This is a genomic window from Novosphingobium endophyticum (assembly GCF_014640675.1).
Taxonomy (GTDB): Bacteria; Pseudomonadota; Alphaproteobacteria; order Sphingomonadales; family Sphingomonadaceae; genus Novosphingobium; species Novosphingobium endophyticum.
The window spans coordinates 1-12,918 of the sequence record NZ_BMHK01000056.1; the positions used below are offsets into that span (position 1 = coordinate 1).

Annotated in this window: 11 protein-coding genes and 1 pseudogene; 10 read left to right on the forward strand and 2 right to left on the reverse strand. The window is 61.4% G+C overall.

The genetic code is table 11. The features are described 5' to 3' along the window. Positions 1-1,059: 1,059 nt before the first annotated feature. From IEX32_RS19330 to IEX32_RS19355, 6 genes are read left to right on the forward strand one after another with little or no spacing between them, the layout of a single operon-like run. A complete protein-coding gene (locus IEX32_RS19330) occupies positions 1,060-2,241 on the forward strand; it encodes an acyl-CoA dehydrogenase family protein (RefSeq protein ID WP_188773179.1) in 1,182 nt (393 codons plus the stop codon). Next, entirely contained in the window at positions 2,241-3,215 is a 975-nt protein-coding gene (locus tag IEX32_RS19335; RefSeq protein ID WP_188773180.1) for an acyl-CoA dehydrogenase family protein, read from the forward strand. Before IEX32_RS19330 ends, IEX32_RS19335 begins: the two co-directional genes overlap by 1 nt. Positions 3,216-3,273: 58 nt before the next feature. Further along, complete coding sequence (locus IEX32_RS19340) at positions 3,274-4,140, forward strand: FAD binding domain-containing protein (protein WP_188773181.1); 867 nt, start codon at positions 3,274-3,276, stop codon at positions 4,138-4,140. Then, positions 4,137-4,625, forward strand: a complete 489-nt coding sequence (locus IEX32_RS19345) for a (2Fe-2S)-binding protein (RefSeq protein WP_188773182.1) — start codon at positions 4,137-4,139, stop codon at positions 4,623-4,625. The genes IEX32_RS19340 and IEX32_RS19345 overlap by 4 nt, the downstream gene beginning before the upstream one ends. Beyond that, positions 4,618-6,960, forward strand: a complete 2,343-nt coding sequence (locus IEX32_RS19350; RefSeq protein WP_188773183.1) for a xanthine dehydrogenase family protein molybdopterin-binding subunit — start codon at positions 4,618-4,620, stop codon at positions 6,958-6,960. The genes IEX32_RS19345 and IEX32_RS19350 overlap by 8 nt, the downstream gene beginning before the upstream one ends. Before the next feature lie 15 nt (positions 6,961-6,975). Further along, complete coding sequence (locus IEX32_RS19355; protein ID WP_188773184.1) at positions 6,976-8,565, forward strand: GMC family oxidoreductase; 1,590 nt, start codon at positions 6,976-6,978, stop codon at positions 8,563-8,565. A 151-nt stretch (positions 8,566-8,716) separates the two neighbouring features. Here IEX32_RS19355 and IEX32_RS19360 read toward each other — a convergent pair whose 3' ends face one another. Then, positions 8,717-9,436 (reverse strand): SRPBCC family protein, encoded by a 720-nt coding sequence (locus IEX32_RS19360; RefSeq protein ID WP_188773185.1) that lies wholly within the window; start codon positions 9,434-9,436, stop codon positions 8,717-8,719. Positions 9,437-9,685: 249 nt separating this feature from the next. Here IEX32_RS19360 and IEX32_RS19365 point away from each other — a divergent pair, with 249 nt between their 5' ends. Together IEX32_RS19365 and IEX32_RS19370 are read left to right on the forward strand one after the other, a co-directional pair. After that, positions 9,686-10,900, forward strand: a complete 1,215-nt coding sequence (locus IEX32_RS19365; protein ID WP_188773186.1) for a cytochrome P450 — start codon at positions 9,686-9,688, stop codon at positions 10,898-10,900. Positions 10,901-10,955: 55 nt separating this feature from the next. Beyond that, a complete protein-coding gene (locus IEX32_RS19370; RefSeq protein ID WP_188773187.1) occupies positions 10,956-11,276 on the forward strand; it encodes a 2Fe-2S iron-sulfur cluster-binding protein in 321 nt (106 codons plus the stop codon). A 43-nt stretch (positions 11,277-11,319) separates the two neighbouring features. Here the strand turns inward: IEX32_RS19370 and IEX32_RS19375 are convergent, their stop codons facing one another. Continuing rightward, a complete protein-coding gene (locus tag IEX32_RS19375) occupies positions 11,320-11,544 on the reverse strand; it encodes a hypothetical protein (RefSeq protein ID WP_188773188.1) in 225 nt (74 codons plus the stop codon). 152 nt (positions 11,545-11,696) lie between these two features. Between IEX32_RS19375 and IEX32_RS21140 the strand changes: the two are divergent. Next, positions 11,697-11,975 (forward strand): annotated as a pseudogene (locus tag IEX32_RS21140) (IS701 family transposase); the annotation flags it as partial. Between the two features lie 202 nt (positions 11,976-12,177). Beyond that, entirely contained in the window at positions 12,178-12,876 is a 699-nt protein-coding gene (locus IEX32_RS20790) for a hypothetical protein (protein WP_229736507.1), read from the forward strand. Positions 12,877-12,918 lie beyond the last annotated feature (42 nt).

Here is a 12,918-nt window from a genome sequence, read left to right on the forward strand (position 1 = left end):
CACACGCTGGACCGTATCCCAGTTGCGCCAGGCGCTGAAGGCAAGGAAGAGGACGAGGGCAAGCAGCGCCCAGAGAACGATTTTCAGGATCTTGCGCAGCATGGTTTAGCCCTCGTCGCGAGTCAGCGCTTTTTTGCGAGATAGTCGATCAGGGCCTTGCGCTGTGCCGCGTCCGTCAAGGCGATCACCATGCGTGTACCGGGTATGACTTTCGAAGGCGCCGCGAGATACCTGTCGAGGTTTTCCCTGTTCCAGGTAAGGCCAGAGCCCTTCAGCGCAGCCGAATAGTTGAAATCGGTCGCCGCCGCCTTGCGTCCCACAACTCCGGCGAGATTGGGACCGACCCTGGCAGGCTTTCCGGCTTCCTNAAGAGCCCGGACGAGGCCAGCTTTCAATGTTCTCTCCCGATCCACGAATCGTCTGCCCCTTTAATCGTACGGATGCGTTCGAATATCAAGTGCGTGTATTTGGCGGGCAATTGGGGCAATTTTGTTTGTGAGTATCAAGCCTCGCCCGGCCATACATCTGGCGTTTGGCCAAGGCATTACGATTGCGGCGCGGACCGCGTCGATGTTGCGAGTGTCCGGTCGCCGGCCGGCAACGAGGGGATACTCCGGTCGCGGCGCGACCAAAAATATTCGACAGCGAGGCGCGCCAGTTCTTTGGGGTCCTGCACATACGCACGACGATACGCTTGCCATCGGGGAGCATTTCCTTGGCGCGCGTGGTGAAGCGAACTTGATTTGGTTGCGGCCGAACTGACTGGAGTCCGCTCCCGATCGGAAGCGGCAGCCGGCATGCCGTTCGCCTTAGCGGGAAAGGGTGCCTTGGGCTGCTGGCGCATGATGCCTGACAATGTTCACGAATTCATTATGCCGAAATGCATTTCATCCCGTTGACGAGTTTGGAGGACCTGCTATTGATAGGGGCATCGTCTGAAGCAATCCAATCCCATTGCGGATCTGGTGTTGACAATCATCGGCAGGGCGAACGGGATGGGGAACTCCCTTGGGCCACAAGTTTCCCTGGGACGGGCGGCTGCCCGAGAAAGAGGTGAGGGTGGATCTTAGTTTCACGCAAGAGCAGCTGATGTTCCGCGATGAAGTCCGAAGCTGGCTCGCTGATTACACTCCAAGAGAGAAGCGGCCAAGCGACGGCGCTGCTGCTCGTGCGTTCGACAGCGCGTGGCAGCTAACTCAATATGAGGGCGGCTGGGCCGGGCTTGCCTGGCCCGAAGAAGCCGGCGGCCGCGGGCTCTCCTTGATCCACCAGTTGATTTGGCATGAAGAATATGGACGCGCCGGGGCACCGCCGCCGGGCTTCATGTTCATCGCACTCAACCATGGCGGGCCTACTCTCATCGCCAAGGGCAACGCGGCTCAGAAGGCTTTCCACCTACCGCGCATTTTGCGCGGCGAATCCGTCTGGTGCCAGGGGTTCTCGGAGCCTGGCGCGGGGTCCGATCTTGCAAGCCTGAAGACGCGTGCCGTGATCGAGGGCGACGAACTCGTCGTCACAGGGCAGAAAATCTGGACAAGCTATGCGGCGCATGCGGATTACCAGGAACTGCTGGTCCGCACGGATGCATCGGGGCCCAAGCAGGCGGGAATCACCTGGGTGATCTGCGACATGCGTTCGCCCGGGATCACGGTGAGACCGATCCGGACCATCAACAATGATTACCATTTCAACGAGGTGTTTTACGATTCCGTTCGCATCCCGCTCGCCAATGTCGTCGGGGAGGTGAACGATGGGTGGGCGGTTGCGCAGGCAACGCTCGCTTTCGAGCGGGGTACCGCAATGATCCCTCATCAGATGGCGCTCAGCCGCGAGCTCGATGAACTGACGGCGCTTGCAAAGTCCATTCCCGCCCCGTCGGGATCGGGGACGGCGTGGGAGCGCGACGACATCCGGACGCGGATCGCGACGGCCCGCGCCGAAGTCTATGCTCTCAAGGCGATGACTTATGGCGCCATTTCCCGCGGGCAGCGCGACAATGTGCCGGGGGCTGAAGGCGCGATCGTCGCGCTTTACCATGGCGAGCTGGCGCAGCGCGTCCAGCGATTGGCGCTCGACATTATCGATGACGATCTGCTGGACCGCGACAGTGCGAGAGGCGAGTGGATCGGGCGCTACCTGGACGCCTTCAAATATACGATCGGAGGGGGCACGTCGCAGGTAAGGCGAAACATTATCGCGGAACGAGTGCTCGGCCTCCCGCGCGAGAAGGCGTTGAACTGATGGTGGACCTGCTTCCCAGCGACGAACAGAATGCGATCCAGCAGGAACTTGTGAACTTCCTCTCGCTCGAAATGCCAGTCGACCGGCTGCATCAGGGCGATGTCACCGACGGTATCGATGCCCTCATCGAGCTCGGCTGGCTCGGTCTCGCCTTGCCTGAGCAGGCCGGTGGAGCGGGTGCCGGACTCGCGGATGAAGCCCAGGCTTTTCGCGCCTTCGGCGAAGCGTTGGTCTCGCCGGCCGCCTTCGCGACCGTGCTCGCCGCGCATTTGTCGGTCGGGCTAGGGGACGAGGGCAGGGCACGCGCGATTCTGGAAGGCGATGCACGGGTCGGTCTTGCCGTCCCAGCGGCCAAAGCCGGCGAATGCTACCTTATTGCCGCGCAGCAGGCCGATCTTCTGTTGATGGTCGACAAGGGGTGTTTGGCGCTCATCCCGGCGCCTGATGTCGTTGACCGTGTCGCCTGCGATCCGCTGGACGGTACCGTGGATCTGCAACGCGCCGTGCTCGGTTCCGGCGGGCCGGTCGGCGAGGGGCTGGCCGAGGCCGAATACGATCGCTTCCTGGTCCTGCTCGCGGCATATCAGCTCGGCGTCGCTGAAGCAGCTTTGCGGACGGCTGTCGAGTACAGCAAACTGCGCGAGCAGTTCGGTCGCCCGATCGGTGCCTTCCAATCGATCAAGCATCTCTGCGCTGACGCGCGCATGCGAACCGAGGCGGCACAATTCCAGACAATTTATGCCGGGCTCGCCTCGCAAGACGGCCATGAGGATGCACGGGCGCAGGCGCTGTCAGCGCTCATCGTTGCAGAGGAGGCCGCGATCCTCAATGCTGAAGCCGCTATCCAGATACACGGTGGAATGGGCTTCACCGACGAATGTACCGCGCATCTGTTCCTCAAACGAGCCCGGTTGATGTCGCGGCTGGGTGGAGGGCGGGCCTGTCTGCTCGATAAGCTGGCCGCTCTGTCATGATCAGGTCTGCCCATCAGTCGCTTCCAATATTGTCGAACATCAGCGCCGGAGCAGAAGGATGAAGCCGCCGCCTTTCGATTACGCCGCGCCGAGCGAGCTTGACGAGGTCGTCGAATTGCTGGCCGAGCAGGGCGAAGACGCGCGGCTGCTGGCGGGCGGGCAAAGCCTCGTGCCGATGCTGGCGCTGCGTCTCGCGCGGCCCAGCTTTCTGATTGATCTTAATCGGGTATCGGGGGTGTCGGGCATTGCCCTTGACGGAAACCTGCGGATCGGGGCTATGGCGCGACAAGCGGCGATCCTCGCGGATCCTGTGGTCGCGCGTGAACTGCCGGTGCTGGCGGAAGCGATCCGTCATATCGGGCATCTCCAGACGCGCAATCGCGGGACCTTCGGTGGATCGCTGTGCCTGTCCGATCCGGCAGCCGAGCTTCCCGCACTCGCGCTCATGCTCGATGCGGAATTCGAACTCCGCTCACGGCGCGGCGTCAGGACCGTCAGCGCGGCGGACTTTTTTACAGGCCCTTACAGTACCGCGATCGAGTTCGACGAAGTACTGGTTGCCGCCAATCTGCCGTGCGTGACACCGGACACGACGATGGCGATCCGGGAGATTTCGCGCCGCCATGGAGATTTCGCGCTCGTCGGGGCCGCCGTCCGATTGCGCGTCGGTGCCGATCGCAGAATCGCCGATGCGCGTCTGAGCTGGTTTGGCATCGCCCATCAACCGATCCGATCTGTCGTTACCGAGGCGGCCCTGATCGGGCAGGCGGTCGACGGGCTTGACTGCGCGGATGTCGGCGCGGCGGCTGTCGCGGAAATCGAGGCCCGTGACGATGTGCATGCCACCGCAGGCTATCGCAGCCGCGCCGGGGCCCGGCTCGTAGCGGCCATGTTTCGTGATACGCTTGAAGGGTTCGTCGAATGAGCAGTCATCCGATCAGTTTCACGCTGAATGGCGCCGCAACCGCGCTTGAGGTGGAGCCGCGCTGGACGTTGCTCGACGTCTTGCGCAGGCAATGCGGCACGACCGGTGTACATGCCGGGTGCGAACATGGCGTATGCGGCGCCTGCACGATCATCGTCGATGACGTAGCCGTCCGTGCCTGCCTGATGCTCGCGCCGCAAGCCGACGGTTGCGAAATCCGGACGGTCGAAAGCGTAGCCGAGCCTGACGGGACTCTCCACCGGGTCCAGAGGGCGATGCGCGAGGAGTTCAGTCTCCAGTGCGGCTTTTGCACCCCGGGTGTTGTCATGACACTCGTTCAGATGGACGAGGCGGGTGCGGACGAAGACGCCGTCGTCGAGGCGCTGACGGGGCACTTGTGCCGATGCACCGGCTATCAAGGGATGAAGCGCGTCGCCCGACGGCTGGGTCAGGCGACGGGTGCGGAGGACCGCCAGGATGGCTGAAGCTCGATTTACTGCTCCCCAGCGTTTCGTCGGCGAACCGGTTCTGCGGAAGGAGGACCAGCGTCTTCTGACTGGCCAGGGGCGCTATATCGATGACCTGGACATTACCACCCTTCATGTTGCGTTCGTGCGGAGCACGGTCGCGGCGGGGCGAATAGTCTCGATCGATGCCACCGAAGCGCGTGCGCTTCCGGGCGTGCATGCCGTCTATACCGCCGAAGATCTTTGCCCAGGCGATATGACGCGGGTCCCTTATAGCTGCGGATTCATGGACAGTCTGGAGCCGGAGGCGTCGTTTCTCGCTCACGACGAGGTTCGTTATGTCGGCGATCCGATAGCGGTGGTGATTGCCGACGACCGCTATATCGCGGAGGACGGCGCCGAACTGGTCGAGGTCGACTACGATCCGATCGATGCCGTTGTCGACCATCTGGAAGCCGAACGACAGCGCATCGTCCATCCCGATCTTGGCACCAATGTCGCCTATAGCGCCGAACCTGCCGACATGGGGGAACTCGAAGAGATTTTCGCGGCCGCGCCTATCGTCGTCGAGCACATCATCGACCAGCAGCGCCACAGCATTTCGCCGATGGAAACGCGCGGCATGATTGTCGTGCCGGGGCAGGAACTGACCATCCATGCCTCGATCCAGAATCCGCAGTTCCTTCGCGCCTACATTGCCAAGGTCTTCGAGATTCCCGAGACCAGCATCCGGGTTGCCTGCGGCGACGTCGGCGGTGCATTTGGAATGAAATTCTTCCTGCACCGCGACGAACTGGCCGTGATCGCCGCGGCGCGCCGGTTTGGGCGCGCGATCCGCTGGATCGAAGACCGGGTGGAGAATCTGTCGGCAAGCCATGCGCGTCGGGAATGGGGACGCGCGAGGATGGCGCTCTCGGCCGAGGGTGACATTCTTGCGACCCATCTCGACTATCGCGCCGATTGTGGCGCCTATCCGCTCCTCCCGCCTGAATCCAATGCGATGAACGTCACGCTCATGTTCCAGGGGCCTTATCGGATCGCCCGATCCGGCGTCTCTGCGTGCATGACGTTCACCAACACGCCGCCACTGGTCGCCTATCGCGGTCCGTGGATGTTCGAGACGCTGGCGCGGGAATCGCTGATCGATGCGGCGGCAGAGCGGCTGGGCGTCGATCCGGTCGCGTTCCGCCGCCGTCATGTCATCGGGCTCGCTGAACAGCCTTTTTCCTATGCATCGGGCGCGGTGCTCACCGGCGTGACGCCCGCAGAGGCCCTCGACAAGGCACTCGAGAAACTGGGCGGTATCGACGCCTTTCGCGAGATGCAGGCGCGGGCGCGAATGGACGGACGTTATATTGGTCTGGGTACCAGCGTCTATGTCGAGCCGACATCCTTCGCTTTCGTGGATTTCGCGACCGAGGCAGCAGACATCCGGATCGACCCAACTGGTCGCGTTGAAGTGACCGTGACCCTCAGCTCCCAAGGTCATAGCATCGAAACCACGATGGCGCAGATCGTTGCCGACGAGCTGGGCGTGGAGCTCGATAATGTGGTGATCCGTTTCGGCGATACGGCGCTCATCGGATGGGGCATTGGCGCATCGGGCAGCCGACAGGCCGTTATCGGTGGAGGCGCCGTAAAGCGCGCGGCGGAAACGGTTCGCGGTCAGGTTTTCGAGATTGCCGCTCACCTCCTGCAGACGCAGCCCGAGATGTTGAGTCTTCGTGGCGGGATGATTGAAACCCGGGGGGACGGCGGAGCATCGGTCAGCCTGGCCGAAGTTGCCCGGACCGCATATTTCGGTACGGAAAGCCTGCCCGAGCACATCAATCCGGGCCTGCAGGCGCATAACCGCTATCGGCCGGCGCCGATCACCTTTTCCAATGCCGCGCATTTCTGCGTCTGTGAGGTGGATATCGATACCGGCCTCACACGGATATTGCGCTGGATTGGCGTCGAGGATTGCGGGGTGATGCTCAATCCGGCCGTCGTCGAGGGGCAGATCGCGGGCGGCGTCGCTCAAGGGATCAGCGGGGTCCTCTTCGAGAACGCCGTGTACGATGAGTATGGCAACCCGCAGGCCGGGACTTACAAGGACTATTTGCTGCCGCTCATCACCGACATGCCGGAGATCGAGTTTGGTCATTTGTGCACGCCATCGGACACTCCGACAGGCGCGCGCGGTGTCGGCGAGGGCGGAGCGATCGTCGCACCGGCCGCTGTCGTCAACGCCGTCGCCGATGCGCTGACACCCTTTGCAGTCCGCAGCGCCATACTTCCGTTATCGCCCGACCGTCTTCTCGAACTGATCTCGGCGGCATCGTCAGCTGGCGTGCAGCCTCCGCAGCATTGAGTTCAGGAGCACTATATGACCGAGTTCGATTATATCGTTGTAGGCGCGGGCTCCGCGGGTTGTGCTGTTGCCAGCAGGCTGAGCGAAGACAGCGCCGCCACAGTCCTCCTGATCGAGGCAGGGCCTCGCGACCGCAGCCCCTTGATCCATCTTCCCGGCGCGCTGCAACAGGTGATCGCGTCCAAATACACGCGCAACTTCGAAACGGTCCCGCAGGACAGGTTGGACGGGCGTAGCCTTCCGCAACCGCGCGGATGGACGCTCGGAGGATCCTCCTCCGTGAACGGTATGGTCTATGCTAGGGGATTTGCGTCAGACTACGACGGCTGGGCGCAGATGGGTGCCCGTGGTTGGAGCAATGACGACGTGCAGCCATTCTTCCGCCGGATCGAAACCTATCCCGGCGGGGGAAAGGATCATGGTCACGACGGACCGGTGAAAATCACGGCGCCGCGGCAGGATTCGCCGTTGAGCGACGCCTTCGCGCAAGGCGCGGCGGCGCTTGGATATGATTTCAAGAAGGACATCACGACTACCGGAGAAGAGGGCTACGGGGTGCTTGAGGGCACCTATGCCAATGGTCGGCGATCCAGTGCAGCCCGGTCCTATCTCGGGCTGGCGCGAGGCCGAACCAATCTGGATATCCAAACCGATCTCCTCGTGACGCGGATCGGACTCGAACAGCGCCATGCGCGCACCGTCGAGGCGCGACGCAATAGTCAGGACGTCCGCTTTCGGGCGCGCCGCGAGATCATCCTGTGCGGTGGCGCCATCAACTCCCCGCAGATGCTGATGCTGTCGGGCATCGGTGACGCCACCGATCTCAAGGCACTGGGCATTCAGCCCCAGGTGGACAACGGGTCGGTCGGCAAGAATCTGCACGATCAACTGCTTTGCGGTGTTTCGTACGTCTGCACAAAATCGGTTACATTGGCCGATCATCTCACGCCCTTGGGCATGCTGAAGGCGGGCCTGAGATTTGCCTTTTTCCGGTCCGGACCGCTTTCGGCCCATCCGTTCGAACTGACTGCCCTGTTGCGATCCCGCCCGGAGCTGGAAGAGCCCGACATGCAGCTCTTCTTCATACCGGTAGCTTATTCAAGTGCGGGCGCAGCCTTCAAGCCCGGAAGGGGATACATGATCCTGACCGAAGGCTTGCAACCGCGCAGTCGCGGCGAACTCCGCCTCCAGAGTGCCGATCCCATGACCCCGCCACTCATAGATCCCAACTACTTCAGCGATCCGCTCGATCTGGCGGTATTGCGTCAAGGAATACGGGTCAGTCGCGAAATCCTGGCGCATAGCGCGTTCGACACCTACCGCGGCCCGGAGATCGGCCCGGGTGAGACGGTCCAGTCGGACGAGGACATCGATGCCTATATCCAGGCCACTGCGACCTCATCCTATCACCCGGTAGGAACCTGTCGCATGGGTGAAGACGACGCTGCCGTTGTCGATTCCCGTCTGCGCGTCCGCGGGGTCGCGGGCCTCCGTGTCGCCGACGCTTCCATCATGCCCAAGATCGTCAGCTCCGCGACGAACCTGCCCGCGATGATGATTGGCGAGAAGGCGGCTGCGATGATCCGCGAGGATGCGCGCAACTAGGAGTCGGCCCTTCGTACCTTCGGCGCTCTTGCTTCGGATCTGTGGCGCTAGGTGTGGGGATGCGCTTTTGTTCGTGTCAGTCAGCGTAGGTGCGCTTCATGTGTGCCTCGCTTGTCCGGCATCGCCGATCCAATGTTCACCGAACCGGCGATCAACCTCCGCCATTGGAAAGCCATAGATAGATCAGAACGACCGTGATGCCGGCCAACACAGCGCCGATGATAAGCTTGCGGCCAACCGCCGCCCCGCCAAGTGAGATCAAATCGATGGCTTCGACTTCTTCGCTGTGGATCAGGCGCGGCTGTCCCGTCGAATCTCCTGCGTCTGATGGACGCGGTGCGGGCGATGGGCATGGTGCATCGACTGCGACGTCGGAATTGGCGGGCTCGCGGGAGGCAGCCTCGGTTTTAGGGTCGACGGGGGGCGTGACGCTCAAAACGTCGCGATTCAGGTTGCTGACAAATTGCTGCAACAGCTTGGCGGAAACCTCCTGCATCACGCCGCGCCCGAGTTGTGCCACCTTGCCTGTGATCTGAAGGTTGGTGTCGATCACGACATGTGAGCCGCCGTCCTTCGGTTCAATGCGGCCCACGAGCGTCGCCCCGACGTTGCCCTGGCCGTGCGTGTCGCGCGCTTTGGCCACCACGACAATGCGCCGTTCCGCTTCGTCCACCTCCGTCAGCTCGGCGGTGCCGCGGTACTGTGCAGTGATCGGGCCCAGTCGCACCTTGATCGATCCCGAATATTCGTCGCCGCTTACCGAGGTCAGCTGCGCGCCAGGAACGCAGGGCGCGATCCGCTCGAAATCCAGGAGGATCCGCCACACATGGTCTACTGGTGCAGCGACATCGAAGCTGTGATTAAATTCCATCGGACCTCTCTCGTTACCGGGTTCGCCGGTGTATCCCGTCTTCGTTCTGGGATGCCTCTCTGCACCCTGTTGACTTTAATTTCAAGATATAGCAAATCCTGAGTGCAGACCGGGTCATGGGATCTAGCGAAAAGTTGTGTTCGTCAGCATCGCGTCAAGTCTTCCTGCACGCGGTCACTATACGGAAAAAAGCCAACTGGTTGCCCGCGGTTTCAGATACGCAGCTGCAGGGAGTGGAGGAACTCGATGATGACTGCTATTGACGAAGCTGATCCGCGGACGCCGTCTCACGTCCCTCGCGAGTTGGTCGTGGACGGCTTTGATATTTTCAATCTCGAAGTCCCGGATGCCGATCCGCCGCTGGTTTGGCGCGAGATCAAGCTGGCCAACCCGCCGATATTCTGGACAAATGAGAATGGCGGCCACTGGGTCGCTACCGATGCCGCGGATATAAAGGTGATCCAGGTCGATCACGAACATTTCTCGATGGCCCAGCACAACATACCAAAAAACCGGCGCGGCATGCCTGCCCCGCCGATCGATCTCGATCCACCCAAGCATTTCGGCTATCGTGCCCTTATCTCGCCGGCCTTCTCTCCCAAGGCACTGGCGGCGCTTGAGGGCACTATCCAGCAGGTACTCGACGGTCTGATCGATCGCGTTGCGCCCCGTGGCGAGTGCGAGTTTGTTGAAGATGTCGCGCATGTTCTGCCTATCAACGTCTTCTTGGGCATGATGGGCCTGCCAAAAGAAGATGCAGCTTACCTCTTGCCGCTTTCGACGTTGAATACGCAAGCCAAGGAGCTTGAGGTTTCGCAGCGAACGCGCGCCGAAATGGCCGACTATCTCAAGGACAAAATCGAAGCGCGCAAAGCGCATCCCACCGACGATGTGCTGAGTCAGGTCGTGCACGGCAAGGTGAATGGGGAGCCGCTTCCCGATGATGAGCTTCTGGGGATGTGCACGCTGCTGCTCGCAGGCGGGCTCGACACGGTTGCATCAATGATGGGCTTCATATTCCGCTTCCTCGCCACGCATCCGGCACATCTGGCTGAGCTTGTAGCCGACCCGGACCTCATTCCACAGGCGACGGAAGAGTTCTTTCGGCGCTGCGGCATTGCCAATACCGGGCGCATCCTGGTCGAGGATTACGAATTTCACGGCGTGCAGCTGAAGGCGGGCGATCTTATCCAGATTCCCAATTGCCTCTATGGCATTGATGAGACGGTTGTCGACAACCCTCTGGAAGTCGACTTCCACCGAAAGAAGCCGATCCCCTACGCCAGCTTTGGTAACGGACCCCATAGCTGCCCTGGCAAGGCGCTTGCCCGGCTGGAAGTGCGGCTATTACTTCGCAGCTGGCTATCGCGCATTCCGGAGTTCACGGTAAAGCCGGGGACGGTTCCTCAGGCCCGGATTGGGATGACCAATTCGATGCGGGAACTTTGGCTTAGCTGGCGTTGATACGATACTCCCTGAGGATGGCAATCCGCAGCTGCTAAAGCAGGACACTAATGGCATGGTTACTATAATATTCAAGCACCCGGACGGCGAAGAAACCCGGGTCGACAGTCCGGTTGGCGAAACGGTCATGCGTGTGGCCGTGGAAGCGGGTATTCCCGGAATTGTCGGTGATTGCGGAGGCAATCTCTCCTGTGCCACCTGCCATTGCTATGTCGATCCTGCATGGGGATCGAGTCTGCCAAACATGAGTGCGGACGAGGAGACGATGTTGGAGAGCGCATTGGACGTGACGCTCGAAAGTCGGCTCAGCTGTCAGATCGTCGTCACTGCAGAACTCGAAGGAATTCGATTGATGATTCCCGAAAGTTCGCTTTAGGGGCTCAAAATCGGGCTCTCAGCTCGACTTTGTACGTTTTTGACTAGGTCCAGGTCCAGAAGATGCTGTTGTTAGCGATGTGGCTGAGGGCTTGATCGAGGGGTAGGACGCATCCGCCCATGTCGTCGATATCTTCCCATTTTCGCCGATGTGACCAGTAGGTGATTCTGACCTCGTCATCTGTGCCAGTTGGTTTAAGGCGGGCGATCGGTGCCTCGGTTTCCAGCAGGTAGAGATGATAAGCGCCTTTGTCCTCGTACCAGCCCACGCCGCCGCCATTGGCTGCGTCGAACGCTTCGATGCGCAGTGCGATCTCGTCCTTTGGGGCGTCGGATCAGCGCACGTGGTATCTACCGGGACCCGGTCCGCTCCAGCCACGGCCATTTCGTCAAGGCCAGCGGGCTGCGCTGGTTGAGCTTCATGGTGCTCACTCCGGTGCCATGGACGAGCCTGATCAAGGCCTTGCCGGTCTTGACGCTGCTTGCCCCTTCGGAACGATCCAACCATCAACGCGGCCGGCGTCACAAGTTGCTGACGGACTGGGCCCGGCAGGGCGCACTACAGCTGTGTCGCTGGCTGCCAGGCCGCCGTATCATCTTCATCGGCGACAGCAGCTTTGCCGTCCACGAACTGGCCCATGCTATTACCCGGCGGGCAACGCTCATCAGCCGGCTGCGGTTGGATGCGAGCCTGTTTGCACCGCCCGCGAAACGAACATCACGCGCACGATGGGGCGGCCCGCGCAAAAAGGCCCCGCACTGCCAAAACTCAAGACCCTGCTGTCCAACCCGGCGACAAGCTGGACAAGGATCGTTGTCTCCGCCTGGTACGGCCATGCCGAGGGCAAGGCGCACTCGAGATCACATCCGACATCGCCCTGTGGTACAGGCCGGGCACCCCGGTGTTACCGGTTCGATGGGTACTGGTCCGCGATCCCGACGCAAAGCGCGATCCGCAAGCCTTCTTCAGTACCGATGTCTCCCTCGAGCCCACGGACATCATCGCTTTATACGTCCGCCGATGGCAGATCGAGGTCACGTTCGCCGAAACCCGCGCGCACCTGGGCGTCGAGACACAGCGCCAATGGACCGACAACGCCATAGCGCGAACCACCCCGGCACTCCTGGGACTCTACAGCCTCGTATCGCTATGGGCCTGCGATTTGCTCACCAGCGACAGCATCCCTTATGCCGCCGCGTGGTATCGAAAAACCAGTCTGACATTCAGTGACGCCATCGGCCAAAATCAGACATCTCAATTGATTGACCATGCCGAGGCAATGTTATTGATGCTGGCCGACATGCATGGCGCCACAATCTCGGCACGCCGGCATCACGACCGCCCCTGGTTGCCCCCGCTGTTTCACGACTTTTTCGACGAGCAGAGCTACCATGCCCAGATTGGTCAACCCGAGACCATCGCACGCCTGCTTAAGCAGCCCCGCACGGCAGCCTACCCTCGCGAAATATTCGATCCGCAGGGAATTCACGATGCAACTGTGCGGTTCGCACGCTGGTGCCGAGCCGATAGTACATCATGCGGATTCCGAGGTGATCCCGGCCACTATTCCGAAATGATCCCGGCCGGGATTCCGAGATGATGCCGGCCACCATTCCGATTAATTCCCGGCCACCCGGGAGGG

Coding starts and splice junctions, on each gene's coding strand:
- IEX32_RS19355 (WP_188773184.1), top strand. CDS start 6,976: ATGACCGAGTTCGATTATATCGTTGTAGGCGCGGGCTCCGCGGGTTGT.
- IEX32_RS19350 (WP_188773183.1), top strand. CDS start 4,618: ATGGCTGAAGCTCGATTTACTGCTCCCCAGCGTTTCGTCGGCGAACCG.
- IEX32_RS19370 (WP_188773187.1), top strand. CDS start 10,956: ATGGTTACTATAATATTCAAGCACCCGGACGGCGAAGAAACCCGGGTC.
- IEX32_RS19345 (WP_188773182.1), top strand. CDS start 4,137: ATGAGCAGTCATCCGATCAGTTTCACGCTGAATGGCGCCGCAACCGCG.
- IEX32_RS19365 (WP_188773186.1), top strand. CDS start 9,686: ATGACTGCTATTGACGAAGCTGATCCGCGGACGCCGTCTCACGTCCCT.
- IEX32_RS19335 (WP_188773180.1), top strand. CDS start 2,241: ATGGTGGACCTGCTTCCCAGCGACGAACAGAATGCGATCCAGCAGGAA.
- IEX32_RS19360 (WP_188773185.1), bottom strand. CDS start 9,436: ATGGAATTTAATCACAGCTTCGATGTCGCTGCACCAGTAGACCATGTG.
- IEX32_RS19340 (WP_188773181.1), top strand. CDS start 3,274: ATGAAGCCGCCGCCTTTCGATTACGCCGCGCCGAGCGAGCTTGACGAG.